23 protein-coding genes and 1 tRNA gene are annotated in these 24,867 nt (G+C 61.9%); 3 read left to right on the top strand and 21 right to left on the bottom strand.

What is annotated here, in order from left to right; genetic code table 11:
• Positions 1-172: 172 nt before the first annotated feature.
• Positions 173-1,540 carry a cysteine--tRNA ligase gene (cysS, locus tag ACO06O_RS05620; protein WP_421877167.1) on the bottom strand — a complete coding sequence of 456 codons (1,368 nt, stop codon included), beginning with the start codon at positions 1,538-1,540 and terminating at the stop codon, positions 173-175.
• Positions 1,541-1,789: 249 nt separating this feature from the next.
• Positions 1,790-2,443, bottom strand: coding sequence for a tetratricopeptide repeat protein (locus ACO06O_RS05615; protein WP_421877165.1), 654 nt, complete (start codon positions 2,441-2,443; stop codon positions 1,790-1,792).
• A gap of 98 nt (positions 2,444-2,541) precedes the next feature.
• Here ACO06O_RS05615 and ACO06O_RS05610 point away from each other — a divergent pair, with 98 nt between their 5' ends.
• Positions 2,542-2,910, top strand: a complete 369-nt coding sequence (locus tag ACO06O_RS05610; RefSeq protein WP_421877163.1) for an endonuclease domain-containing protein — start codon at positions 2,542-2,544, stop codon at positions 2,908-2,910.
• Between the two features lie 21 nt (positions 2,911-2,931).
• Here the strand turns inward: ACO06O_RS05610 and ACO06O_RS05605 are convergent, their stop codons facing one another.
• From ACO06O_RS05605 to ACO06O_RS05560, 10 genes are all read right to left on the bottom strand, one after another.
• Positions 2,932-3,633 carry an ABC transporter ATP-binding protein gene (locus ACO06O_RS05605; RefSeq protein ID WP_421877161.1) on the bottom strand — a complete coding sequence of 234 codons (702 nt, stop codon included), beginning with the start codon at positions 3,631-3,633 and terminating at the stop codon, positions 2,932-2,934.
• 2 nt (positions 3,634-3,635) lie between these two features.
• Entirely contained in the window at positions 3,636-4,385 is a 750-nt protein-coding gene (locus tag ACO06O_RS05600; protein WP_421877159.1) for an ABC transporter ATP-binding protein, read from the bottom strand.
• On the bottom strand, positions 4,385-5,359 hold the full coding sequence (locus ACO06O_RS05595) for a branched-chain amino acid ABC transporter permease (protein ID WP_421877156.1): 975 nt from the start codon (positions 5,357-5,359) through the stop codon (positions 4,385-4,387). Before ACO06O_RS05595 ends, ACO06O_RS05600 begins: the two co-directional genes overlap by 1 nt.
• Positions 5,360-5,382: 23 nt before the next feature.
• Positions 5,383-6,306 (bottom strand): branched-chain amino acid ABC transporter permease, encoded by a 924-nt coding sequence (locus ACO06O_RS05590; protein ID WP_420417386.1) that lies wholly within the window; start codon positions 6,304-6,306, stop codon positions 5,383-5,385.
• A gap of 163 nt (positions 6,307-6,469) precedes the next feature.
• Positions 6,470-7,663 (bottom strand): ABC transporter substrate-binding protein, encoded by a 1,194-nt coding sequence (locus ACO06O_RS05585; protein WP_420417387.1) that lies wholly within the window; start codon positions 7,661-7,663, stop codon positions 6,470-6,472.
• Between the two features lie 327 nt (positions 7,664-7,990).
• Positions 7,991-8,683: a fumarylacetoacetate hydrolase family protein gene (locus ACO06O_RS05580; RefSeq protein WP_421877153.1), complete on the bottom strand. Its 693-nt coding sequence runs from the start codon at positions 8,681-8,683 to the stop codon at positions 7,991-7,993.
• Positions 8,684-8,736: 53 nt separating this feature from the next.
• Positions 8,737-9,090, bottom strand: a complete 354-nt coding sequence (locus ACO06O_RS05575; protein WP_421877150.1) for an ArsC family reductase — start codon at positions 9,088-9,090, stop codon at positions 8,737-8,739.
• Positions 9,091-9,106: 16 nt separating this feature from the next.
• A complete protein-coding gene (gene gtdA, locus ACO06O_RS05570) occupies positions 9,107-10,141 on the bottom strand; it encodes a gentisate 1,2-dioxygenase (RefSeq protein WP_421877147.1) in 1,035 nt (344 codons plus the stop codon).
• A 28-nt stretch (positions 10,142-10,169) separates the two neighbouring features.
• Positions 10,170-11,747, bottom strand: a complete 1,578-nt coding sequence (locus ACO06O_RS05565) for a benzoate-CoA ligase family protein (RefSeq protein ID WP_421877145.1) — start codon at positions 11,745-11,747, stop codon at positions 10,170-10,172.
• Positions 11,744-12,883 carry an FAD-dependent monooxygenase gene (locus tag ACO06O_RS05560; protein WP_421877142.1) on the bottom strand — a complete coding sequence of 380 codons (1,140 nt, stop codon included), beginning with the start codon at positions 12,881-12,883 and terminating at the stop codon, positions 11,744-11,746. Before ACO06O_RS05560 ends, ACO06O_RS05565 begins: the two co-directional genes overlap by 4 nt.
• Positions 12,884-12,983: 100 nt before the next feature.
• Between ACO06O_RS05560 and ACO06O_RS05555 the strand changes: the two genes are divergently transcribed.
• The gene (locus ACO06O_RS05555) at positions 12,984-13,730 is read left to right on the top strand and encodes an IclR family transcriptional regulator (RefSeq protein ID WP_421877139.1); all 747 of its coding nucleotides are present in this window, start codon (positions 12,984-12,986) and stop codon (positions 13,728-13,730) included.
• Here the strand turns inward: ACO06O_RS05555 and ACO06O_RS05550 are convergent.
• Both ACO06O_RS05550 and ACO06O_RS05545 read right to left on the bottom strand, forming a co-directional pair.
• Positions 13,727-14,161: a CBS domain-containing protein gene (locus ACO06O_RS05550; protein ID WP_421877137.1), complete on the bottom strand. Its 435-nt coding sequence runs from the start codon at positions 14,159-14,161 to the stop codon at positions 13,727-13,729. The two genes, ACO06O_RS05555 and ACO06O_RS05550, sit on opposite strands and share 4 nt — an antisense overlap.
• A 192-nt stretch (positions 14,162-14,353) precedes the next feature.
• The gene (locus ACO06O_RS05545; RefSeq protein WP_421877135.1) at positions 14,354-14,911 is read right to left on the bottom strand and encodes a DUF924 family protein; all 558 of its coding nucleotides are present in this window, start codon (positions 14,909-14,911) and stop codon (positions 14,354-14,356) included.
• Positions 14,912-15,102: 191 nt separating this feature from the next.
• On the opposite strand from ACO06O_RS05545, the gene ACO06O_RS05540 reads away from it, so the two are divergent.
• A tRNA-Pro gene (locus ACO06O_RS05540) sits at positions 15,103-15,179 on the top strand.
• A gap of 139 nt (positions 15,180-15,318) precedes the next feature.
• Here ACO06O_RS05540 and ACO06O_RS05535 read toward each other — a convergent pair.
• The 7 genes from ACO06O_RS05535 to ACO06O_RS05505 all read right to left on the bottom strand — a co-directional run bounded on the left by ACO06O_RS05535 (position 15,319) and on the right by ACO06O_RS05505 (position 24,828).
• Entirely contained in the window at positions 15,319-17,838 is a 2,520-nt protein-coding gene (locus tag ACO06O_RS05535; RefSeq protein WP_421877133.1) for an ATP-binding cassette domain-containing protein, read from the bottom strand.
• 94 nt (positions 17,839-17,932) lie between these two features.
• Positions 17,933-18,514 (bottom strand): hypothetical protein, encoded by a 582-nt coding sequence (locus ACO06O_RS05530; RefSeq protein ID WP_421877131.1) that lies wholly within the window; start codon positions 18,512-18,514, stop codon positions 17,933-17,935.
• 12 nt (positions 18,515-18,526) lie between these two features.
• Entirely contained in the window at positions 18,527-19,297 is a 771-nt protein-coding gene (locus ACO06O_RS05525) for a hypothetical protein (RefSeq protein WP_421877129.1), read from the bottom strand.
• A gap of 45 nt (positions 19,298-19,342) precedes the next feature.
• Positions 19,343-21,007, bottom strand: a complete 1,665-nt coding sequence (locus ACO06O_RS05520; RefSeq protein ID WP_421877127.1) for an SUMF1/EgtB/PvdO family nonheme iron enzyme — start codon at positions 21,005-21,007, stop codon at positions 19,343-19,345.
• Position 21,008: 1 nt separating this feature from the next.
• A complete protein-coding gene (locus ACO06O_RS05515; RefSeq protein ID WP_420417424.1) occupies positions 21,009-22,211 on the bottom strand; it encodes a hypothetical protein in 1,203 nt (400 codons plus the stop codon).
• The gene (locus ACO06O_RS05510) at positions 22,208-22,954 is read right to left on the bottom strand and encodes an ATP-binding cassette domain-containing protein (RefSeq protein ID WP_420417425.1); all 747 of its coding nucleotides are present in this window, start codon (positions 22,952-22,954) and stop codon (positions 22,208-22,210) included. Before ACO06O_RS05510 ends, ACO06O_RS05515 begins: the two co-directional genes overlap by 4 nt.
• Positions 22,951-24,828: a hypothetical protein gene (locus ACO06O_RS05505; RefSeq protein WP_421877124.1), complete on the bottom strand. Its 1,878-nt coding sequence runs from the start codon at positions 24,826-24,828 to the stop codon at positions 22,951-22,953. The genes ACO06O_RS05510 and ACO06O_RS05505 overlap by 4 nt, the downstream gene beginning before the upstream one ends.
• Positions 24,829-24,867 lie beyond the last annotated feature (39 nt).

The following is a 24,867-nucleotide window of genomic DNA, read 5'->3' as shown; positions in this document are numbered from 1 at the left end:
AGGAGAAGCCAAGGACGCAAAGTTCCTTCAAGTCCTGCCGCCCCGCCAAACCATCTCCCTCTCCCTCGAGGGAGAGGGCCGGGGTGAGGGGGAATTCGTGCCCCGTTCACCGCCGGCTGCCCTCACCCGGCCCTGCGGACCCCCCTCTCCCTGGGGGAGAGGGTTCCAACCGTTACGCCCGCCGCCATTCGGTGATGCCGCCGGGCTTGTCCTCCAAAACGACGCCACGATCCTTCAGTTCGTCCCGGATGCGGTCCGCTTCGGCGAAGTTCTTGGACGCCTTGGCCGCCTTGCGGGCTTCGATCAGGCTCTCGACCTCTTCCGCCGACGGACCGTCGCTGCCGCCCTTGAACCAGGTTTCCGGGTCATCCACGGCGATCCCCAGCAGATCGAGCGCGCCCAGGAACCGCGCCGCGCCCTCCCCGGTCGTCACCCCATCGTTCAATTCATGCAGCTTCGCCAGGGCCAGCGGCGTGTTCATGTCGTCCATCAGGGCAGCGTGCACGGCGTCGTCCCGGACGGCCTGCGCACCGGTTGCCAGCGCCGCCTGCTTCAGGCGGTACAGCCGGTCCAGTGCCGCCTTTGCCTCGCGGCATTTATCCTTGGAGAAATCCAGCGGCTGGCGGTAATGCGCCTGCAGAATGACGAGGCGCAGCGCCTCGCCCGGAAACTCTTCCAGCAGTTCGGCGACGGTGTAGAAGTTGCCGAGGCTCTTCGACATTTTCTCGCCTTCGCTCATCAGATAGCCGTTATGCATCCAATAGCGCGCGAAGCGGTCGTCCCGCGCCCCTTCCGCATGGGCGCAGCAGCTCTGGGCGATCTCGTTCTGGTGATGCGGGAAAACCAGATCGATCCCGCCGCCATGAATGTCGAAATCCGGGCCGAGATATTTCTCGGACATGGCGGAGCATTCGATATGCCAGCCCGGCCGTCCCTTCTCGCACCAGGGGTTCGGCCAGCCGGGCGTTTCGGCATCCGACGGCTTCCACAGCACGAAATCCGCCGGGTCGCGCTTGTAACTGGCGACGTCCACACGGGCGCCCGAAATCTGCTCGTCGCGATCCTTGTTGGCGAATTTGCCATAGTCCCGCCAGGACGGGACATGGAACAGGACATGCCCGTCATCCAGCGCATAGGCATGCCCATTGTCGATCAGCTTTTCGATATGCGCGATCATTTCCGGGATGGTTTCCGTCGCGCGCGGCTCCACATCCGGCGGGGCGCATTTCAGCTCGGCGCAGTCTTCCCGGAAGCGCGCGACCGTGGTCTCCGTCAGGTCGCGGATATCGATGCCGCGCTCCTTGGCGCGGGCATTAATCTTGTCGTCGATATCGGTGATGTTGCGGACATAGGTGACATCGCCATAGAGCGTCCGCAGCAGGCGCGCGAAGACGTCGAAGACGACGATCGGCCGTGCGTTGCCGATATGGATCCGGTCATAGACGGTCGGGCCGCAGACATACAGACCGACCTTCCCGGCCACGCGGGGTTCGAAGGTCATCTTCTGTCGTCTGCTGGTGTCGTAGATCTTGAGGTCCATTATCCGCTATCCGCTCTTCATCTCGTCAAAAACTGAAAACCCGCGGGAGGATCATGCCTGCCGCGGGGTCGATGGTCTCGCTGTTCTATGTCCGGAAGGTCCGGATCAGCACCGCCAACGGCCGCCGCGCGCGCGACAGCCGCAAATAATCCCGATGGTGTCGATCGTAAAGGCCATGAGCCCGATCCGCCGTCTGGTGCCGATTTCGATGAGCGCACTATAGCCGCCGCCGCGCCGGTGGCAAGGTTCCTATTGGTCGCGCCCCAAAATGCCCAGCAGAAGGTCGCGCTGGAACAGGGCGGTCTGGTTGTTCGGATGCGCCGACAGGACAGCACCGACATCGTCCAGCGCCTGTTCCGGCTCACCCATGGCGCGGAGAATCTCTGCCCGCGCCAGCCGAGCCTCCCAATCCCCTGGATCCCGTTCCAGTACTAGGTTCAGATCGTCGAAGGCGGGCCAGGGCGTGCCCTGGGCGATGCGCGACAGGGCCCGGCGGCGATAGGCGGCGATGTTGTCCGGGTTCAACCGGATCGCCTGATTGGCCGCGTCCACCGCCGCCGTGTGGCTGCCCTCCAGCGCATGAAGCCGTGCCAGACGCAGATAGCCTTCCGAATGGTGCGGATCGATCGCCAGGACGACATCGTAGTCCATCCGCGCCTCCAGAAAGCGCCCGTCGAGGACATAGAGGTCCCCGCGCGCCAGATAGGCTGCCAGCTTCTCGTCCTGCGGCAGGCCCGCCTGCAGGCAGCCGGAATAGGCCTGGATCGCGGCATCCAGGTCACCGCTCGCCGCCCGCTCCTGTCCACGTGGGCAGGGGTCGGCGAAGGCGGTGGCGGGTAGAAGACAGAGCAAGGTGACGACGATGCGGCGCATGCTGCGATGGTAGCATCGGAAATGGGTCATTGGCGTGGCAGGAAATGTACCCCGTTCCCCTCACCCCAACCCCTCTCCCCGAGGGAGAGGGGCTTTTCGGGGATTTCAATCAATTATAGATTTCTCTAATGAAACACACCAAGAGAGCTCGAGAGCTTCGCCGCAATTCAACAGATGCGGAATCCAAGTTCTGGAGCATGGTTCGAAATCGACAGTTTCAGGGCCTGAAATTCAGACGACAGGTTCCCGTTCAAGGTTTCATCGCCGATTTCGTTTGTTATGAGGTGAAGCTGATCGTTGAAATCGATGGAGGGCAACATGCCGACCAGACAGCGCGTGACGCGTTCCGAACCAATCGGCTGCACGACGCAGGCTATCGCGTATTGCGATTCTGGAACAACGACATACTGACCAACCCTGACGGTGTCTGGCAGGCGCTTGAATCAGTGGTCGAGCATCAAAAAGCCCCTCTCCCCGGGGGAGAGGGGTTGGGGTGAGGGCGATGCGATCCCGCCCCGTCACACCCCCATATAGCGGTGCATCAGATCTTCGTTCGCCAGCAGCGCAGCGCTGGATCCGGTCCAGACGACCTTGCCCTTTTCGACGATGTGGTGGCGGTCTGCGATGCGGGCCAGGTCCTTGACGTTTTTGTCGATGACCAGGATCGACAAGCCTTCGGACTTCAGTGCTTCCAGGCTTTTCCAGATCTCGTCCCGGATCAGCGGGGCCAGGCCCTCGGTTGCTTCGTCCAGGATCAGCAGTTTGGGGTTGGTCATCAGGGCGCGGCCAACCGCCAGCATCTGTTGTTCGCCGCCGGAAAGCAGGTTGCCCATGCTGCTGCGGCGTTCGGCGAGCCCCGGGAACAGGTCGTAGACCCGCTCCGCCGTCCAGGGATTGGAAAGCTTGCCCCAGTTCGCTGCGGTCGCCACCAGATTTTCATGCGCGGTCAGGTTCGGGAAAACCTGGCGCCCTTCCGGCACAAGGCCGATGCCCTTCCGGGCCACGGAATACGGCGCCAGGCCACGAATGGCCTCGCCCTCGAAGTGGATGTCGCCGGAATTGGCGGGCACGATGCCCATGATGGAATGGACGGTCGTGGTCTTGCCCATGCCGTTGCGGCCCATCAGCGTGGCGACTTCGCCCGCCTTGACCTCCAGCGACATGCCGAACAGCGCCTGACTGTTGCCGTAGAATGTCTTCAAACCCGATACGGTCAACATGGTCAGGCAGCCTCCTCACCCAGATAGGCCTGACGCACGGCCTCGTTATCGCGGATCGCCGCGGGCGTGTCCGTGGCGATGAGCTCGCCATAAACCAGGACCGAGATCCGGTCGGCGAGCGCGAAAACGGCGTCCATGTCGTGTTCGACCAGAAGCATCGTCTTGTGACCCTTGAAACGCTTCAGGATTTCGATCATGCGCTGGCTTTCTTCCGTCCCCATGCCGGCCATCGGTTCGTCCAGCAGTAGCATCTTGGGTTCGGTCGCCAGCGCCATGGCGATCTCCAGCTGGCGGTGTTCGCCATGCGAGACCTCGCGGGACAAGACATGGGCCTTTTCCTGCAATCCGACTTCCTCAAGGAAAGTCATCGCCTTGGCATTCAGCGCCGCGTCCCGTCCGGCATCCGCCCAGAACCGGAAGGAATGGCCGTCATGGGCCTGAACGGAGACGGAGACATTCTCCAACAGGGTCATGTCCTGAAAGACGGTCGTGATCTGGAATGAGCGCGCGATCCCCATATGCGCCCGGGCGGGACCGGACGCACGGGTGATGTCCTTGCCCGCGAAGCGGACACGGCCCGAATCCGGAAACTGTTCACCGCAAAGCTGGGAAATCAGGGTCGTCTTACCGGCCCCGTTCGGACCAATCACCGCATGGACCTCGCCCTCGAGAACGTCCAGCGACACGTTCTTGGTCGCATGAACGCCGCCGAAGCTTTTCTGCAGGTCGCGAATTTCGAGAAGCGTCGTCATTATCGGTTCCACCTGTCGAGAAGACCGTTGATCCCGCCGCGCACGAACAGCACGACCAACACCAGGATGATGCCGAAGGGCAGATGCCAGTAGATCCCGGCGTCCTTAGAGAACAGATCCATCAAGTCGGGCAGGAATTCTTCCAGCAGCAGGAAGGAGAGGACGCCGTAGATCGGCCCCATGACGCTGCCCGATCCGCCCAGGACGACCATGAAGATCAACTCGCCCGACCGGGTCCAGCCCATCATTTCCGGACTGATGAAATTGGTGAAGTTGCCCATCAACGCCCCGGCGTAACCGCAGATCGCGCCGGAAATAACATAGGCGGTCAGCTTGTAACCGTATGTCGGATAGCCCAGCGCCTTCATGCGCTTGTCGTTCGACATCGACCCGCGGATCACCCGTCCGAAGCGGGAGTTGACGATGCGGTGGACGAGAAAAAGCGCGCCCATCAAGGAGATGAAGCAGAGATAATAGAAGGTCGTCGGATCGTCGACATCGACCCCATCGACGAACTCACTGTCGGACCAGATCAAAAGACCGTCGTCGCCGCCGTATTCCTCCAGAGAGATGAACAGGAAAAACACCATCTGCGAGAAGGCCATGGTGATCATGATGAAATGCACACCCTTGGTGCGCAGACTGATCGCGCCGGTAATCAGCGCGTAGAGCGCGCTGACTGCGATGGCCAGAGGGAAGTGCAGCCAGCCGGAATATTCGTCGTAATAGATCGGGATGCCGACGGCATAGGCGCCGATCCCGATAAAGGCCGCATGGCCGAAGCTGACCATGCCGCCATAACCAAGGATCAGGTTAAGGCTGACGGCCGCGATCGCGAGGATCAAAATCCGTGTCGCGATGTCGAGATAGAAGGCCTGATCGGCGATCGCCGTCAGAACCGGCATGACGGCCAGCAGCAGGATAACCGCGGCGGCGATCAGTCCTTTGGGCGTCAGGATGTCGGAAGCGTTCATCGTGTTTGTCCTTTCGCTTCCGCTTAGCGTACGCGGGGCGGGAACAGACCCTGCGGCCGTACCGCCAGGATCGCCGCCATCAGAATGTAGATCAGCATGGCCGACACCGCCGGCGCGGCGGTCTCGGCATTCTGATCCGACATGAAGAGCTTCATGAACTGGTCGAGATAGGACCGGCCCATCGTATCGATCATGCCGACGATCAGCGCGCCGACGAAGGCGCCCTTCACCGACCCGATACCGCCGATGATGATCACGACGAAGGCGACGATGATGATATCGTTGCCCATGCCGATTGACGCCTCAGTAATCGGCGAGACCATCATGCCGGCCAGGCCGGCGATGGCGGCCCCTGCGGCGAAGACCAGCGAGAACAGGCGCTTGATGTCGACCCCCAGCGCCTGAACCATGGTCCGGTTCGAGGCACCGGCGCGGATCAGCATACCGATGCGGGTCCGCGTCACGAGGACATAGAGGCCCACCGCAACCGCGAGCCCGACCGAGATAATCGCGATGCGATAGGTCGGCAGCAGGATCGTTTCGGAGACGGCGATCTGACCATTCAGCCAATCCGGCAGCGGGATCGCCATGCCCTCGGCACCCCAGAACAGATGCACGGCCGTATCAAAAATCAGGATCAGGCCGAAGGTCGCCAGAACGTGGTCCAGGTGATCGCGCGCATAGAGCGTCCGGGCGACCACCAGTTCCGCGACATAGCCCACGGCCAGCGTCAGCGGTATCGCCAGGATCACGCCCAGGACGAAACTGTCCAGCAGCGCAACCAGCGTCCCGCAGATATAGGCACCGACCATATAGAAGGAGCCGTGCGCCAGATTGATGAAGTCCATGATCCCGAAGATCAGGGTCAGTCCCGCCGCCAGCAGGAACAGCAACACGCCCAGTTGCAAGCCATTCAGCAACTGCGTGATGAGAAGCGCCGTATCCATTCACTTATCCCCGCCACGTCCGCAGCCTCCGTGAGAGAGGCCGGCCGAGGCCATTTCCCTATCCCAACCGCCATACCCCACAGTTCGTGATCGAATTCTGGTGGGGGAAAAACAGCGGGGCGGACCGTGGTCGGCCCGCCCCGCCGGTTACGCAAGGCGGATCTTACATACCGCAATCGGCGGCGTGCGGATCCTGATGGTCTTCATACACCGTCGACACGACTTTCGTCGTCCAACGCCCTTCCGAATCTTCGACCGCTTCACGCAGGTAGAAGTTCTGGACCGGGAAATGGTTGTTGCCGAACTTGAAGCCGCCGCGGGTCGACGCGAAATCGGCCTTGGCCAGCGCCGCGCGCACCGCGTCCTTGTCGGACAGATCGCCCCCGACCGCGTCGACGGCCGATTTGATCAGCATCATCGCGTCATAGGACTGCTGGGCATAGAAGGACGGGTAGGAACCGTACTTCGCCAGGAAGTCCGTGACGAACTTCTTGTTCGCTTCGTTGTCGAGGTCCGGCGACCAATGTTGCGTCGCGCGGCTGCCCAGCACGCCCGTCAGGCCGGCATCCTTCAGACGCGGCAGGGACAGAGCGTCCACCGTGAAGACCGAGTACAGCGGCAGGCTGTCCTGCAGGCCGGCCTGGGTGTACTGCTGAATGAACGCACCGCCGGCCTTGCCCGGATAGAAGACCCAGATCGCTTCCGCGCCCGAGGCCTTCGCCTTGGCCAGTTCCGCCGAGAAGTCGAGCTGCGCGTCGGCGCCCCACTTCGTCAGGTCCTTGCCCTTTACTTCGCCTTTGAACGTGCGCTCCACGCCCGCGACCATGTCCTTACCGGCGGCATAGTTCGGCGCCATGATGTAGACGGAGTTCACGCCGTTGGCGTTCAAGGCTTCACCCAGCGCCATCGGCGTCTGGTCGTTCTGCCAGGACACGGAGAAGAAATTCTCGTGGCAGCCCTTGCCGGCCAGCTGGGACGGGCCCGCATTGGCGCTGATCAGGAAGGTACCGCTGTCCAGGACCGATTTGGACGAGGCCAGCAGGACGTGCGACCAGATGAACCCGGTGACGAAGTCGACTTCGTCCTGTTTCACCAGCTTGTCCGAGGCCTGCTTGCCGACTTCCGGCTTGAAGCCGTCATCTTCGTAGATCACTTCGACCTTACGGCCGCCCATTTCGCCGCCGATATGTTCCAGCGCCAGATCGAAAGCGTTCTTCATGTCGTTGCCGATCACCGCGGCCGGGGTGGTCAGCGTGGTCACGAAACCGATTTTGACCGGTTCGCCATGGCTGGCGCCGAAGGCCGGCCCTGCCATCATCACGGCGCCCAGCGCGGCGCCCAGCAACATCTTCTTCATACCCGTACCTCCCTGTTTTTGGGACATTCGAATACCGAACATCCATCGCGTCGAAACCCACGGTTCAAGGAGAACGCGGAAGCATGCGCGGGGTCAAGCGCCCGCTTGGGCATACCTTACGCTTACCGTCCTCTCCCATCGGTCTTGCTGCACTATAGTTCATCCACATCAATCCGCAATGCGGATTTCTGCGCTATGTTGCATGCAATCCCATACTATTGTTTTAAGCTTTGACTTTTTAAGCCTAAATCATTTCTCGCGCGACCCGCAAGAGGAAATGATCGAACCCGCCGGATTCGGCGGCTTCACCCCCGAAGGCCGGGACGATCAGACGATTTTCACCGTCAAGGATCCAACGCCCTCGGCGCTGCCTTCCAGCACATCACCGGCCACGACAGCGCCGACACCGGCGGGCGTCCCGGTAAAGATCAGATCACCAGGATACAGCGTGTGGAACCGCGACAGATCTTCGATCGTCTCACGCACATTCCAGATCATCTCATCCATTTCGGCGTCCTGGCGCATCGTGCCGTTCACCGACAACTGGATCCGGCCGCCGGTGATTTCCCCGGTCTTGGCCATGGGCACGATCTCGCCCACCGGCCCCGCCTGAAAGAAGCTCTTGCCGTTGTCCCAGGGACGGCCCTTGTCCTTTGCCGCGCCCTGCAGATCGCGTCGGGTCATATCCAGGCCGATGGCATAGCCGAAGATATGGTCCGGCGCATCGGCCTGAGAAATCCGGAAGCCTTCCTTCCCGATTGCCACCACCAGTTCGATCTCATGGTGCAGATTCGACGTTTCCGGCGGATAGGCGATATCGGTCGCCGCGCCCGGCGGACAATAGACGATGACGTCCCGGCATTTGGTGAAGAAGAAGGGCGGATCGCGGTCGGAAACCCCCATTTCCTCGCGATGCGCCCAGTAATTGCGCCCGACGCAATAGATGTTGCGCACCGGGAAGTCCCCACCGCCCTGAACGGGCACGGCAGTGACGGGCGGCGGCGGCAGAACGTAACTCATATCAGCGGTTTCCTCTATTTCGGCCTTTCGGCGCAGATTGGGCGGCGGCGCCCCTATTTTCCGAAGATCTCGGCATAGCGGTCCGGCTTGAACCCGATTTCGATCCGCCCATCGGCAGTTCGGAGCACGGGGCGTTTAATCATCGACGGCTGTTCGACCATCAGGGCGATCGCCCTGTCGCGGTCGAGACCGGCCTTGTCGGCGTCCGGAAGCTTGCGAAACGTGGTGCCGGCGCGGTTGAGGACCTTTTCCCAACCTTCGGCATCGCACCAGTCCGCCAGAGCTTCCGTCGTGACGCCGGATTTCTTGTAGTCATGAAACTCATAGGCGATGCCTTGCCCGTCCAGCCAGGCGAAGGCCTTCTTCATCGTGTCACAGTTCTTGATGCCGTGGATTTTAACGGACATGACCCCTCCCGCTTTCTCAGACGCGCTCTTCTCGCCAGATGCCGAGAGAGTCCTGCATGCCCTTGTCCGAGAAGACAAACAAAACGAGGTCGTCACGGGCTTCCAGGCATTGCCGGTGCCAGGGCGGGATGACGAAAACATCGCGCGGCTTCAGATCGAAGACCTCATCCCCGACAATGGCGTTTCCGGTCCCTTCGACAACCGTGCAGACCATGGCATCGGTGGCACGATAGGTCCTGGTCGAGAACCCCTTGGGCAGAAGCTGCACGAAGCCGGAAATGGTCGGCATCATCGGGCCGCCCGTGGCCGGGTTGATGAATTCCAGTTTCAGGCCCTGATGCGGATCCCATTCCGTCGACCTTTTCATGTCCTCCAGGGCCTGCCGGTATTCGGCATAGGGATAGTGGAAGACCGGACTGGTCTTCGGCGCGTCGAAACCGACCGGCAGCATGTTCCGCCCGAACTGCGCGCGGCTGAACCCCGGCGGGCGGCGGTCCAACTGGTATTCGTCATTGCCCTGCTGCGCGAAACCGGCGTCAAAGAAACGCACGGTCGGGATATCCAGCCCGTCCAACCATACCATCGGCCCGGCGCCGTCATTGCCGTGATCGTGCCATTGCCAGCTGGGAGTCAGAATCAGGTCGAATTCCCGCATCACCGCGCGCTCGCCGTCGACGGCCGTATAAGCCCCGTCGCCCTCCATCACGAATCGAAGCGCCGACTGGGTATGCCGGTGGCAGGGCGCAACCTCGCCCGGCAGGATCAGCTGCAGGCCTGCGTAAAGCGTCCCCGTCGCGGCACTCTCGCCCGGACAGCCCGGATTCTCCAGGATCAGGACACGCCGTTCCGCTTCCTTGGCGGTGATCAGATCCCCGCTTTGCATCAGATACGGCCGGACATCGTCATAACGCCAGCGGACCGGCTGAACCCGCGTCGCCGGCTGCTTCGGCACCAGCGCGTGCAGCATTTCCCACAGCGGCGTCATGTTGAGCGGCCGGATTTCGTCGTAGAACGCCTGGCGTTCGGCGGAGACCGGTTTTGCGTCACTCATCGCGGCATTTCCCTGTTCCCGAAATCGTTCATGTGCCAGCCAGCAACAGGCGCTTGCAGGCCTGGCGGTCGATCTTGTCGGTACCCGTCTTCGGCAAGCTGTCCATATACACGATCCGGCGCGGATATTTGTAGGGCAGCAATTCCGACTTCACATAGGCCTTCAACTCTTCCCCCAGATCCGAACCGCCCTGGACGCCCGGCATCGGAGCAATCACGGCCGCCAGGGTGGTACGACCGTCCTCCATCGGCAAGCCCATGACGGCGCATTCCAGGATCTTCGGATGCTCGTTCAGGCACAGTTCGACTTCCAGCGGATAAACCCATTGGCCGCTGACCTTGATGAGGTCGTCGGCCCGGCCGCGGAAAAAGTGGAACCCATCCGCATCGACCGTGAACCGGTCGCCGGTCCAGATCCAGCTGTCGCGCATCGTCTCCGCCGTCTTGTCCGGCCGGTTCCAGTAACACGGCGCGGAGGACTGCCCGCGGACCCAGAGAATGCCCTCCTCGCCCGGCGCTACCGGGGCTCCGTCACGGTCGGTCAGTTTCACTTCATATCCCGGCACGCGCAGCCCGGCGGATCCCAGGCGCTTCCGGTCGACCGTGTTGGACAGATAGATATGCAGCACTTCGGTCGACCCCAGCCCCTCGACGATCTCGTGACCGAACCGGGACTTCCAGGCGTTGAACACATCGCCCGAAAGGACCTCTGCCGCCGATATGCACATCCGCACGGAGCCGAGGTCGGCCGCGGCCGCATCCGGGCTTTTGATCAGCGCGGTATAGACCGTCGGCAGCGCGAAAAGCAGGGTCGGTTTGCAGGCACGGATCAGATCGAATATCCGCCCCGGCACCGGTCGGTCCGGCAGAAGCGCGGTCGTCGCCCCCACGGCGAAGGGAAAGGTGATCGAATTGCCGAAACCGTAGGCGAAAAAGATCTTCGGGACGGAAAAGCAGACATCGTCTTCCCGAATATCCAGGACACGCCGGGCATAGCTTTCGACCGTATAGGCCATGTCGTGATGCAGATGCACCACCCCTTTCGGCCGACCAGTCGAGCCGGACGAATACATCCAGAATGCCATGTCGTCGCGATGCGTGTCCGCCATCGGCAAATCCGGGGAGCAGCCCGCGACCCAATCGCGCCCCGCCGGGCCATCCAGCACAATCAGATTGTCCACGGACGCGCCCTCAAAAAGGCCGCGATGCTCCTCATGGATCAGGGCGGCCTTCGCAGCCGAGTCCTCGACGAAGTAAGCGATCTGATCGGGGGGCGACAGGGTATTGATGAGCACCGGCACCAGCCCCGCCCGCAATGCGCCGAAAATCGCGGCCGCATAATCCGGACTGTCATTCAGAACAAGGATCACCCGGTCGCCGGGCCCGCATCCCAGGCTCAGAAGGCCGTTGCCGATCCGGCAGGCTTCGGCGCAAAGATCCGAATAGCTGGTGGCCCCGGCTTCGGTCAGGACCGCCGCCTTATCGCCGCGCCCCGCCGTCAGATTGTCGAACAGGATGGATGCCGCATTATAGCGGTCCGGCAGAGCAAACCCGATTTCCCGCGCGCCGGGACAATCATCCGATACCAAATCCGCGATATCACTCATCCTGCTGGCTCTTGCTTGGCGCGATAGAGGTCGAGCCCGGCCATGAAGGCGGGCGCCAGTTTGCGCAGGCGGTCGTCGTCGATTCGCCCGGCGCGCCGAATGTAACTGTCCGCAAACTCCCAGGCCGGCATATCCATCCGCGCCGCGAAGCCCTCATACCAGTCGGCGCTCTGGTTGGCGGCGGTGACGATCTTCTTCACGATCGGCTGTCGCGCCGCCTGATAAGCCGCCAATCCGTCGCGCACCGCCCCCGGATGGTCCTTCAAAGCGCGGACCAGGGCAATCGCATCCTCCATCGCCAGCCGCGTCCCGGATCCGATGGAGAAATGGGCCGTATGCAACGCATCGCCGATCAGAACCTTGTTGTCCCGATGCCACGTCTCGCACCACAGTTTGGGGAAGTTCCGCCAATGGGAATTGTTGGCGACCAGCGGCGCGCCCTCCAGCACGTCGGCGAATATCTCCTCACAGACGGCGCGCGCGGCCGGCTCGTCCATGCCGTCGAACCCGGCCGCCCGCCATGTCGCGGAATCCGTTTCAACGATGAAGGTGCTCATATCCGGCGTGTAGCGGTAGTGATGGGCATTGAAGCGGCCATGGCGCGACTGACGGAAGGATTGGGTCAGGGTCCCAAAGGGACGTTTCGTGCCATACCAGACGAATTTATTGTCGAGGTAATCCAGCGTCACCCCGAAGTCATCCGATTGCCGGACAAGGGAGTTCAGACCGTCGGCCCCGATGATCAGATCGTGGTCCTGGAAGCGGGAAAGATCGCCGATATCCGCATCGAACTGCGGGGACAGCCCGACGTCCCGCGCCCGCGCCGTCAGCAATTGCAACAGATGCAGCCGGCCGACCGCCGCGAAACCGACGCCATCGATGGCCACGCGCTCCCCCAGCACGTCGAGGGTCAGGTCGCGCCACATCTCCATATGCGGCACGATGGCGGCATGTGTCTCGGGATCGTCCTCGCGCAGAAAATCCAGTGCCGTGTCTGAGAACACGACCCCAAAACCCCAGGTGACGTTTTCCGGGTTGCGCTCATAAATCTCGATGTCGCTGTCCGGAAAATGGCGGCGCAGTAATGTGCCGGCATACAATCCCGCCGGTCCCGCCCCGATGATGGCGATGCGCATGAACCTGCTCCTCCCTCGGGTCGTTTGCCCGTTTTCTTATTCACTAATATACAGTACATTCACCAATAGACAATTGCAGAATCCGAATTGGGGAGGAAACATGCTTCAGGATACCGAAGACCGGCGGGGGATCGGATCGGTCGACACGGCGATGACGATCCTGAAAGTGTTCGCCCGCGACTCCGGACCTCTGTCCCTCAAGGAAGTCAGTGACAGGACCGGTATGGCGACCAGCAAGCTTCATCGCTACCTCTCCAGCCTGGTCGCGCAGGGAATGTTGAGCCAGAAGGCACGGTCCGGTCGATACGACCTCGGCCCATTTGCGACGGAACTGGGCCTGTCGGCCCTGGCCCGGACGGATTTCGTCAATCGAACGGCGGATGTTCTGCCGGACTTGGTCGCGGCGACCGGTTGTACCGCCATGCTATCGGTCTGGGGGGCCAGCGGGCCGGTCATCGTCCGATGGGAACGCGCGCGCAATCACATCGTGACCGCCCTGGGCCTCGGGACCGTCATGCCGTTGGTTCATTCGGCGACAGGCCGGGTCTTCCTGGGCTTCGCGCCGGCCAATCTGACCGATCCGCTGATCGGCGAGTCCGATGCGAAGCTTATTGAGGATTTGAAGAAGGCAATTCGCCGCGACGGGTATTCATCGGTCGGCGGTGATTTCATTCCGGGCCTCTATGCCCTGGCCGCCCCGGTCCTGAACTGGCAGGGGGAAGCGGAAACGGTGATCACCCTGATCGCGACCGACCCGGCCCTGATCGACCCGAAAGGGCCAATCATCAAGGCCTTGATCCGAACCTGCCGATCAGTCTCCTTGCCGTCGGCCGACGCGGATGACTAGCCGGTGGTGATGTAGTCGCGCATCGCGCTGGCTTCCTGCTCCAGCGTGTTGATGCGGTTCTTCACGACGTCCCCGATCGAGATCACGCCGACCAGTTTCATGCCTTCGGTCACCGGCATGTGGCGGAACCGGCCTTCGCTCATCCGCCGCATCACATCGTCGGCGGCGTCGGACGGCGTGCAGGTTTCGACCGGGGCGGTCATCAAATCCGCGACCCGTTGGGTCATCACGGATGCGCCGCGGGCGGCAAGGCCGCGCACGATATCACGTTCGGACAGGATGCCGACAACGCGATCCTTGTCCTCCGTCACGACCACCGCCCCGATCTTGTTCTGGGCCAACAATTCGGAGGCCTCGCGGATCGAGGTCGACGCGGATACCGTTATGATCTTGTCGCTGGGTTTTTTACTCAGCAGGGCGGCGACGCTCATCTTTCCGTTCCCTTCTTTTTAGGAAGGGCGCGGGGGCCTAACCGTAGGGGGGCGGTCCCCACCCCTTCTGGTTCTCGGCAATCGCGTCGCAGTCCGGCGCGTACCGCCGTCAATTCAACACCTGTCCAAAAGTATCTGACGATTTGCGCGCGGATTTCAATCCTATGAGTGTGCGCCGCAGCAATTGGGCGGTCAGAAGGACGAACCCGGTTCCTTCAGAAAGGCGGTTTCCTCCGCGGTCGACGGGCGGCCCAGCGCGGCGTTCCGGTGCGGGAACCGACCGAACCGGCGAATGATCGCGCGATGTCGCTCGGCGTAATCGGTAAACATCTCGTCCCCGACCGCCTCACAGAAGGCGCAGCACCAATCCTGATCGGCCAGGCTTTCGCTGTGTTCGAAGGGCAGGATGAAGAACTGCCCGGCCAGGGGCGGCAGATCCGGGTCCAGGTGCTGGCCGCGCACCACGGCCCGGCGCGCGATATCCCGCGCCAACGGGTCCGCCGCGAAGGCCTCCGCCTGCCCGCGATAGAGGTTTCGAGAGAACTGATCCAGCGCCAGCAGCACGGCCAGCGCGCCCCGCGCCGTCTCCGCCGCCGCAAAGGCAGCATCCCGATCCGCAGCCAACCGGTCGCGCAACGCACCGAACCTGTCCCGGATCGCCTCGTCGACCTTTGTATCGACCGCGAACCAAGCTTCCCGGTTCAGTTCATCGAACCAGAAGGAAATAACCCCATCTACGAAATCCGCCACCACGCACCTCTTTCTATTTCTTGCTGCCTCTTCGAGCAGCCGCAGACTATGCCGGGTCGCCGGAAAATAAAAATTCCGTGTCGCCGGATCATTCCGTGTCTTGCGTCGCGCCATCCAGGGCGTTATAAGCCGATCCGCTTCGGCCAGGGACGGACCCGACCGCCCCTCACGGAAAAGCCGACGCATCCAGCCGGAGTGTAGCTCAGCCTGGTAGAGCACTGTCTTCGGGAGGCAGGGGTCGTTGGTTCGAATCCAGCCACTCCGACCAACAAAAACCCCGCAAACTCTGTGAGTTGCGGGGTTTTTAGTGTCTGGCCATCCTTTGGTCGGCAACGAACGGATTGGATCAGCCGAAAATCGGTCCGGATACGCCCTATCAATGTCCGAATAGGTGCAGCGAGGCGGTATCAGCCGCGCTTCTTCGTTCGGGCCCGCTGCCGAAGGCGGACAATGGCGAATGCGCTCAACAACAGCACCGCGCAATGGATCGCAATCATACGAGCCCCGATCCAGTAGGATTGGGCGGTCAGTTCGATCGGTTGTCCGCTGTCGGCATCGATACCCATGACCGGGCCGTCAAACTCGAAATAGACCGATTTCATCGCCTCGATCAGGACATAGCTGGTCATCGCCACCTCCGACGCGGCCTGCGCGATATCAGGCAGGCTGGGCACGATCACGCCGGATAGAATCAGTTGGGGGACCAGGACCAGAGGCACCACGGTCGTGGCCTGTTCGGTGGTATTGGTTGCGGCGGAAATCAAAAGCCCCATGGCGCAGCCTGCGAAAGCCGCCGCCAGCGAGAAACCGAACTGATAAAGATCGTCGCCCGGGATTTCCTTGCTGAGACCGACGGCAAGCGCATAGACGAGCCCCATCTGCGCCATGGTGAACGCGCTGGCCACCAGCAGTTTCGATAGAACAAAGGCAACGGACGACAGGTTCACATCGTATTCGCGTTGAAAGATCGGCAAATCGCCGACGATCTCCTTTGCGGAACTGTTGCACCCGATCCAAAGCCCGGCGAGACCGATCAGCAAAAGCATCGCAATCTTCGAATTGACCAGCGTCGCTTCCGGGCCGAAATCGGTAAACGCATAACCGATCAGCGCGCCGATCAACAATGCCTGAACCAGCGCCATGCCCCATAGCCGGCTGTCTGACGCCAGCAGCAGGATATTGCGGTGGGTCAGAAACTCGGTTTGGCGCAAAGTCGTCGCCAGGGATTTAAGTGGCTTGAATGGCGGCTTCGCGGGTGTGGTCTCGGCGCGCGCCGCCTGTTGTGTCGATTGCGCGCCGCTGACGGCCACTTGCTGCGCGTCGAACCGCTCGCGCCAGGCCGCCGGCGATTCGCCCGCCAGGCGCGGAAAAATCTCCCCCATTCGGTGGGCACCGAAATAGGGCAAGGCTTCGCCGGGAGGGCCATAGAAAGCCGGCACGCCGCCGACATTCATCACAATCAGCTTGTCGGCATAGGGCTCGATATTTGCCAAGGTATGCGTGACGCAGACGATGGTCATGCCGTCATCCGCCATCCGTCTCAAGAGGCTCATCACCTCCTGATCGGTCTCCTCGTCCAATCCGCTTGTCACCTCGTCCAGGAACAGCAGCGCGGGGCGGTCCAGAAGCTCGCTTGCCAGCGAACAGCGCTTCTTCTGACCGCCGCTCAACCGTCCAATCTTAGTATCGAGGCGTTCCGAAAGGCCGACGCTTGCGGCCGCCTCCTCGACGATCCGGGTGCGTTCCTTCCGGCTTGTATCCGACGGCAGCCGAAGCTTCGCGGTGAAAGTCAGGGCCTGCCGCAAGGTCAATGCCTCATGCAGGACATTGTGCTGCGGCACCATGGCGATCACGGATTTCAGATGTTCGAAATTCCGGTGCAGATCCATCCCGTTGAAGGTGATCGTGCCGCCGGTTGGCGTGACCCGCCCAGACATGGCGTCCATCAATGTGGATTTCCCGGATCCGCTCGGCCCGATGATGCAAACGAACTCCCCGGCGCCGATCTCCAGCGACACATCGTCCAGAATGACCAGCGGCGACGACCGTCCGGCAACGCGCACTTGTCGGCTGACGCCGTCAAGCCGCAGGGACGATTCATGGGCCGCGTCGACCGCAACCACATCCTCGCCCGCGACGTCCATCCGATAGGGGCCGATATCGACCCGGTCGCCACTGTCGACCTTGGTCCGGCGCAGCACCCGCCGACCATTGACGTATGTACCGGACCCGCTGCCCAGATCCTCGACGAACAGATCGGAGCCCTTCCGGATGTAGCGCGCATGACGCGCGGCGATGCCGGGATGATAGATGACGCAATCGCTGCTGGACGGATCACGGCCGACGACCGTTCCACCCTCACTGGGCCGGAACCGGACGGGTGCGGACCGGCCGCGTCCATTGGCGGGCGGCGGATCGACGGCCGGTGCCTCCGAAACCGGATCCTGCGCGCCGCCTTCCGCCATGAACCGGGCCAAAGTCCCTTTGGTATTGCGGTCGCCGCTGCGCCGGTACCCCCAATTCACCAGAACCGGCTCATCACCGACCCGGAAAACGCATCCTTGGTCCGGCACGTCCAGGGCATGCGACAGCGCCGCAGCCGCGCGCCGTTCATTCGCCCCGTCCGACCCATTCAGCCGGTCGACCAGATTTCGAATGTCGGAAACCCGGGCATTGAGTTTGGACCGCAGGGCAGCCTTCTCGTCTTCGGAAAGATCGTTATAGGCACGGACAGTGCCCATGCGATCGGTCAGCCAATCCAGCGATTTCCCATTGGCAGCAGATTGAGGCTCCGCGAAGAGAGCCGCATGGTCGGACCCAAGCTCCCGCTCCAGCACCGATTTCAGGAATTCCGCCGACCGTGAATCACCCGGTCCAACCGGTTCGAAATCGCCCGTTACCGTACGACAGATACGCTGGTCCGCCACCTGATCCCCCCAACCAGCCGCACCCGTTCAGAACTCCGTCGATCCGGCGACGGCCCCCGTGCCGACGCGCGTACCGGAAACCTTGGGGCCCGTATCAGGCCTGACTCTCGGCTTCGATGATCTCCAGCAAGGCGGCTTGTTCCTGCTCGAGCGCCGCGATCTCTGCCTGCAGGCTTTCTGCAGTCCCGTCGGTGCTTAGCGCGGCCTCACTCAGCGCACGCTTTTTGTCTTCCAGCGCCCGCTGCTGCGCCAGGAGATCATCCAGTTTGGCTTGATCGGCGTTCCGACGCGCGCGCATTTCGTTCAGGCGGTCGAGAGCCGTCTGACTGTCCCGATTGACGCGGGCCAACCGCGCGGCGGCATCCGCGACGTCCCCCTCGCTTTCGGCGGCCAAAGCTTCCAACCGTTCCGCCCGGCGCTTCGCCTGAATATTCGCCAGTTGCAGCTCCTCCAATTGGGCGATCAATTTGGCCGTACAGGCCTCATACTGATCGGTCAGCACGCTGCCGGTCGCGCCGAGGAATCCCTGCGTTTCGCCGCGGTAGTCGCAAGGATCGCCGGTCTTCGTGGTCTGGCACGCGGACAACGCGACAAGACAACCGAACGCAAGCAGCACCGTTGCGATCCGCGGCCGCACAAGGCCGGAACCTTCGACTACGAGCTCCTGATCAAGCATGGGTCTCTCCCGTTAGACGGCGGCGCTGCGGATTTCATCCGGAACGTCCTCGATCAGGCCATTCATCGCATTAAGCTGGGAGGTCAGTTGCTGATTGACCTGCTGCAGCGCGTCACGCTGCTGCTTCAGATCCGCCAGATTGGTATCGCCCGATTTCTCCCGGCCCTCCAACTCCAAATTCATGAAGCGAAGATCGTTCTCCAGCTGCGACTGAAGCGCTTCGATGCGGTCGCGATCGCCTTCCATGTTCTTGTACTGCTGCACGCGATAAGCACGTTCGGAATCTGACGCTGCAGCAGTGTCGTTCATGGCCTGGACGGCAGCACGGTTCTGCGCCACGACTTCCTGCGCGACGTCGGCGCGTTCCTTATAGGTGTTCAAGGCGGCTTCGGCGGAGCTGATGGAGCCCGAAATCTGGTCCTGCTCTTCCTTCGCCAGCTGGCTTTTCTGGGCGACATACATGCCCGCGCCATAACCGATCGCCGCGCCACCCGCCGTCGCGGCAACGCCGCAGACCGAAATCGGGCTGTCGCAGATCGTTAGCGCCAGAACGACGCCGACCCCGAGACCGGCCAGGAGCGCCTGCCCCCGGATTTCCTCGGATTCCTTGGTCAATTGCGCGAGGCGGAACTGTTCCGGGGTCTGGCCTGGCGTCGGTTCCGTCGGCGCGGCTTCAAATACCGACGTGACATCCCGAACAGGGTTGTTCTGACAGGCGACAAGTGCGGTGCTTAAAACCGCTGCCAGCACGATTCTGCTGCACGAACCGGTTGAAACAGTCATAACCCCTCCCCAAGAATGCGACGTCTACCCACAAAAAAGCTAACGTCATTCCGGTTGTGTTGCAAGTATCTCAGCCTTGGTCATGTCCGGTTTCATGCGGTAAGCGGATACTGTGTCAGAAAACTGACGTATTGGACCAACCATTTGCAATTGATCGGTTTTTTGCATTTCCGCCAGCAACAGCTCTGTCGCCTTCCGTAGACTCTCCTCGGTAGAAGACTCATAGACGGCAACCACGCTTGTGACAAAGTTGGTCTCGTCGATCGCGCGTTCCCCGGCATATTCCGCAAGGCGTTCGTCATTGGTGGCAAGATTGGCTTGCAACTTGTCGATCAACGATCTGTTGACGTTCAAGACACTCTCGGCTTGCCCTGCCTTTTCCGCAGCAGCCAAGCGTTCTTTCGCGGCTTCCAGGTTTTCCAAGTACTTATCCTTGGCAATCTGGGCCCGTTCGATCCGGTCGGCGGTGAGACTGATGGCGCGCAGGGACGTCGCACCGGCGAAGACGGCACGCCGCAAGGCGAGTTCGGTCGCTTCCTGACTGGCTTGCAGTGCCGAGACCAGGGCGCTTTGTACGCTCTCCAGCTTCGCGACCATGTCCACGACCGTTTCCTGCTCGATCATGCGGGTCAGGATTGCGTTGGGGTCGTCCTCGTCTTCCGGGTTCAGCGTTTGCTCCCAGGCGTCTTCGATTGCGAAGATGACTTTGTCGGACGTCAGGACCGAGGCCGACAGCACCAGGCGAAATCCGACGCTTTCGCTCTGGAAGGGCTCGGCCGCATCGACGAAATAGAACGGATATTCCGCGCGTGTCGCGGAAGAAATCTCCGCGCTTTTGTTCCGGTAGGAACCGCCACGCGTCACAAAACCACCCAACTGACCGTGATCCCGCCCGCCCCGGTTCAGTGAGTAGAGGCCAAGGACCATCTCCTCGGCATTGCCGTACATATCGTGGAGGCCCAGCGGGTTCGGCCGCAGGACGCCGATCGGCTTTATGTCGTTCCCGGCCGATCTACGGCCGGAGAACCAGACATAGCGTTCTGTCCGGCCGTCCATTTCAAACGTCTTGCTGTTGAAGGCTGCGGGATCCGGGACAGCCGTGCCGCCCCTGACGGCAAATTCCCATTCGGTTTCGGTCGGCAGCCGGAAATGCCCCAGAACACCTTCCTTACGCGGCATACCCTCTGCAAATTCCTGGCGCGCATAGACCGACAGTCGTTGCGCGGCCAGTTGCGCGTCATGCCAGGTGATCGCCGTCTTCGGCAGGACACCGTTCTTCGGGTCGGATTCAGGGCACGGCGCGCCCGTCGCCCAGGCGTCTATAACCGCGTGCTGATCGCGCGACAGCTCGTAGCGCGCCATGTAATAGTAGGTGTTGTTCTTCTCCTTATCCTCGAACGCACCGCGGATATAGGCCTTTCTCGTATACTGATAGGGTGCGCGGCTGATGTCCGGTGCCCCCATCCGAAACCGCTGATCGTCCAGCGGATCGTCCGCGCGGGCTTCGGTGTCGACGCGCATGAAAGCCATCGCCCCGCCGCAGGGCAACGGCACCAGCAGGTCCGCCGGGGCGGCCGCGCCGTCGACGACAATCGCCGGATCGTACTGGATCGGCTCCCACTCGATAGCGACATCGGCGGAAGCGTGGGACGACACACAGGCAGCGACGGTCAGGGCGCCCAAGACATGTCTTCGAAGTTGGCGCGTCATCTCAGCTACTCCTTATCACTTCCGCAGGGTCGGTTTTCAGCACGGTAACGGCGGCAAGCGCCGAGGCCGCAATCGACGCGGCCAGAACGACCGCCCCGGCCACGGCCGCCACCGGCACCGGCAGAACGGCGATTTGCTGATCCGTGTTCAGCATTCCGGCGAACCAGGCGGAAATGGTGGTGACCGCCGCCGCATAGAGGCCAATCGCGAACAGGAAGCCCAGGACCGACACGATGACAGCCTGAACCACCGGTATGAAGGCGAGCGACAGCGGCGGCAGACCGATCAGTGCCAACATGCTCCAGGTCTGCTTCTTGCGGCGCACGGCACTCCAGAAATGGGCCGATAGCACGACGACCAGCCCGATCATGGCGGTCCCGGATAGAAAGGCGAATGTCGCATCCAGGCTGCCTTCAAGCTGCAATATCGCCTGCACTTCATTGGTGCGGGATGAGGTCTGAACGTTGAAGCGGTTCTCGATCAGTGTCGTCAGTCGCGGCAGATCTTCCAGGGACCGGGCATAGAGCCGGATTTTTTCGAACCGGTTCACGCGTTCGTCCAGGGGCGCCCCATCGGTCACGCCCCAATTCGGAATCTGATAGCCCAGGGCATAGGCCTCGATTTGGCTGACCGTCTCCGCCGGCAGCAATGCGAAGTTCCCGGAGATACGCTCTTTCGGCAGTATCTCGGCCACCCGCAACGGCCTCTCGATGCGGGCCCGGGTCGGTGCGCCCCTTTCCAGGATCAAGGCGACCATGCCTTCCTCGGCGACCTGAAGCCGACGCGCGAAGGCCTCGCTGAGGATCACGCCGCCATCGGACAGGTCGGCACCGGCATCGGTCAACGGATCGCCTGGACCGGTCGTCCCGTAACCGCCGCTGATACTCCGACCGCCATCCGGATAGGCAACCAACAGAATGGTGCCAGTCGTCGTCACGATATTCTGACCTTCGGCGAAGGCGACTTCGGGCCAGGCACGCACGGACTCGATATCCGCCGGCGTGAATTGATGGTTTCCCTGGATGAATACGGCCCGATTGTCCGGCAATCCTCGCATATCGGAAAACAGGGCCGATACAGCCCCGATCTTGATCCCCAACAGCACCAGCATCGGCCCCAGTATCGCGGCGATCAGAATTGTGGCGCAGAAGAAATGCAGCCCGTCATGGCGCAGATCCTTGAATGCCAGGACGACCGACCTCATGCGTTCGCCATCCGCACAGAGGAGCGATAATGCCCATCCTCGACCGACGGTTCAGGGACCGTCTCGATCCGAACCGCATCCGGAATGTCATAGGACGCCGACTGATGGCTGCACAATACGATCCCGGTACCGAGATCCCGTGCCAGGCCAAGCAGGAGGTCGATCACGACCCGCCCGCCGTCAGGGTCCAGGGATGCGGTCGGCTCGTCGGCCAGAACGAAGCTGGGCCGGGCGGCCAGGGCGCGCGCCACTGCCGCCCGCTGCCGAAGGCCGGGCGACAGCGTCGCCGGGATCGCCCGCTCGCGCCCGGACAGCCCCAGATAGTCGAACAGGCGCCGGATGTATTGCGGGTCCGGCCGTCCCGCGACGGACTGAACCAATTTCGCATTGTCCCAGATCGACATGAAGGGCAGCAGTTGGCTCATCTGCATGACATAGCCGAAGCCGCGGGCACGCAGTGCGGCGAGTTGCCGGCGTTTGCCGCGCCGCCACAGGGCACCGACATCGTAATCGCGGCCATCCAGCCGCAGCATCGACTGCCCGGCCATCGGTTGCGAGGCCAATCCCAGAAGCTCGATCAATGTGGTTTTGCCGGTACCGTTCGGACCTGTCAGAACATAAAACTGCCCGGACAGGATCGCCAATCCGTCGACCTGAAGCGTAAACCGCCGATCCGCGCTTTCCCATGCCTTCGTCACACCGCGAAGAAGGATCATGGAACCGCTTTGACCGGCGTCGCTCACGGCAGCGCGTCCAGGGGCAAGGCGTAGACATGTTCGCCTTCCGGCTGCCCGTCATATAGCGCGGTCCAGATATCCGCCTTGCGATAGAGGATCTCGTAGAGGTCCAGCTTACTGCGCAGGTCGTGGATCGTGTTGATCCGAAGCGATGCGTCGTTGCGCCATTCGGTCTCGGTAATGGTGTTGATGCGGCGCTTGCTCATATAGGGCATGTATTCCAGGAATTCGCCGATCATGCCGCCCAAGGTATCGGCATCCTCGTTGATGAGGCGCGATCCGTCGGCGCCGATCCCGGCCACGACATTGCGGACATTCTCGAAGAACAGCTCGTTCTGCCCTTCCCGCGCGGCCTCCTCTGCTTCCCGGACAATCCCGGTCATGACCTCTGACATGGTCAGAAGCTGATTGCGGGTGACCAGTACACGGGGTTCGACCGCGACCTCGACAAATTCCTCGAAAGACCGGTCCAAGGTCCAGCCGCGCAGGATCGGCGGCACGTTCTCGCCGGACCGCCGCGCCAGATAGGCCAGGCGCATCGCCAGTCCCAAGCCCCCCTCGTCGTCGCCGATTTCATCGTCGACCTCGATCTTGGGTTCTTCGGAAATGGCATTCACCAGCCGCCCGATGACCCCTTTCAGGTTGCGCTTGAACTGGTCCGGATCGCGTGCGTCGACCGGGTAGTACATTTGGTCGAGGACGTTGTGAAATCCGGAAATGGCTTCGTAGGCCTCTTCCGCCGCGCCGTCATAGTTTCGGCTGGATTTGGATTTGATGTGCAGTGTCGCAATGCCGACTTTGGCGTCATCCGCGTCTGTCCGCACGTCCTTCGGACTTAAAGCGTAGCCTGCGTTTTCATCGCCCGGGGGTTTGGGGGGCGCGTCGGTGATCAGGATGATGATCCGACCGGCGAAATCGACTTCCTTTGTTTCCCAAACGGTTTCGTTGATCGCGTGCGTCAGACCCGCGATCGAATCCTCCGGGAACCCCCAGGTCGAAACGTCCTGCAACGCCTTCATTTCGCCCAGTGCCGTCACGATGGCATCGGCCGGCGCGTTCGGGTCCAGCGCCAGATATTCCTTCACCCGGTATTCGATCCCCGGGCGGCCTTCCGGATTGTCGCGGAACCCGACCAGACCGAAACTGACCGAGCCCTCATCGCCGCTTTCGCGCAGTTGATCGACAATCTCACGAACCGTAACCAGGGATTCTTCGATAAAGGGTCCCATCGACTGGGTGGTGTCGATTACGAAAACGATGCCGGTTTTCAGCGGTTCGTCAGGGATCAGAGACCCAGCCGCCGTTTCCTTCAACGGCACCGCGGCAATTTCCATTTCCAGCGCTTCATACTGGGAATAGCCGACGACGCGTTCGCGGAAATCGGTAATCGGCATCAAATAGAAACTCTCGGTCACGTCGACCGCCAGTTCCGGCTCGATGGAGACGACGCCGCTATCCGTCAGGTCCTGCTTTTTCTCGGCGGCGCTGCGGTTCTTGGTGACGATATCCAGATAGGATTCCTGCTGCAGCAGATCGGCCAGGCGCGGCTGCGTGTCATAGATCAACTGCCGGACCCGCTCGTCCCCCCGCAGCGTGAAGGCACCGACAATGTTATGAACCCAGGGGACGGTGCCTTCGGATTTGATCCAGCCGTCCACCTGTATTTCGCTTTTGCCTATCCGCAGCCAATCGCCGTCCCGTTCGTAGACATAGACCGGCTGCAACGGCCAAAGCGCGCCCGCTTCCTTACCGTCTTTCGCGTCATAAAGGGCTTGGCCGGGTTTTGTCAGAACCCGCTGGAAGATCGTCTTCGTATCTTCAAAAAGCAGCGGGCGCTCCGCGAAGGCGCCGCCGGTACTGAAGACGGAGACAACCGCCAACAATGCGCCCCCTGCCAATGATCGGATCCGCGACCGCCC

Origin of the sequence: Pacificispira sp., assembly GCF_965228185.1 — a bacterium.
Classification (GTDB): Bacteria; Pseudomonadota; Alphaproteobacteria; order UBA8366; family Aestuariispiraceae; genus Pacificispira.
This window is presented reverse-complemented; position numbering and strand designations above follow the sequence as displayed.

Bases quoted from the DNA above. Each gene is read 5' to 3' on its own strand.
- cysS (WP_421877167.1), bottom strand. From the start codon at position 1,540: ATGGACCTCAAGATCTACGACACCAGCAGACGACAGAAGATGACCTTC.
- ACO06O_RS05615 (WP_421877165.1), bottom strand. From the start codon at position 2,443: ATGACCCATTTCCGATGCTACCATCGCAGCATGCGCCGCATCGTCGTC.
- ACO06O_RS05610 (WP_421877163.1), top strand. From the start codon at position 2,542: ATGAAACACACCAAGAGAGCTCGAGAGCTTCGCCGCAATTCAACAGAT.
- ACO06O_RS05605 (WP_421877161.1), bottom strand. From the start codon at position 3,633: ATGTTGACCGTATCGGGTTTGAAGACATTCTACGGCAACAGTCAGGCG.
- ACO06O_RS05600 (WP_421877159.1), bottom strand. From the start codon at position 4,385: ATGACGACGCTTCTCGAAATTCGCGACCTGCAGAAAAGCTTCGGCGGC.
- ACO06O_RS05595 (WP_421877156.1), bottom strand. From the start codon at position 5,359: ATGAACGCTTCCGACATCCTGACGCCCAAAGGACTGATCGCCGCCGCG.
- ACO06O_RS05590 (WP_420417386.1), bottom strand. From the start codon at position 6,306: ATGGATACGGCGCTTCTCATCACGCAGTTGCTGAATGGCTTGCAACTG.
- ACO06O_RS05585 (WP_420417387.1), bottom strand. From the start codon at position 7,663: ATGAAGAAGATGTTGCTGGGCGCCGCGCTGGGCGCCGTGATGATGGCA.
- ACO06O_RS05580 (WP_421877153.1), bottom strand. From the start codon at position 8,683: ATGAGTTACGTTCTGCCGCCGCCGCCCGTCACTGCCGTGCCCGTTCAG.
- ACO06O_RS05575 (WP_421877150.1), bottom strand. From the start codon at position 9,090: ATGTCCGTTAAAATCCACGGCATCAAGAACTGTGACACGATGAAGAAG.
- gtdA (WP_421877147.1), bottom strand. From the start codon at position 10,141: ATGAGTGACGCAAAACCGGTCTCCGCCGAACGCCAGGCGTTCTACGAC.
- ACO06O_RS05565 (WP_421877145.1), bottom strand. From the start codon at position 11,747: ATGAGTGATATCGCGGATTTGGTATCGGATGATTGTCCCGGCGCGCGG.
- ACO06O_RS05560 (WP_421877142.1), bottom strand. From the start codon at position 12,883: ATGCGCATCGCCATCATCGGGGCGGGACCGGCGGGATTGTATGCCGGC.
- ACO06O_RS05555 (WP_421877139.1), top strand. From the start codon at position 12,984: ATGCTTCAGGATACCGAAGACCGGCGGGGGATCGGATCGGTCGACACG.
- ACO06O_RS05550 (WP_421877137.1), bottom strand. From the start codon at position 14,161: ATGAGCGTCGCCGCCCTGCTGAGTAAAAAACCCAGCGACAAGATCATA.
- ACO06O_RS05530 (WP_421877131.1), bottom strand. From the start codon at position 18,514: ATGCTTGATCAGGAGCTCGTAGTCGAAGGTTCCGGCCTTGTGCGGCCG.
- ACO06O_RS05525 (WP_421877129.1), bottom strand. From the start codon at position 19,297: ATGACTGTTTCAACCGGTTCGTGCAGCAGAATCGTGCTGGCAGCGGTT.
- ACO06O_RS05520 (WP_421877127.1), bottom strand. From the start codon at position 21,007: ATGACGCGCCAACTTCGAAGACATGTCTTGGGCGCCCTGACCGTCGCT.
- ACO06O_RS05515 (WP_420417424.1), bottom strand. From the start codon at position 22,211: ATGAGGTCGGTCGTCCTGGCATTCAAGGATCTGCGCCATGACGGGCTG.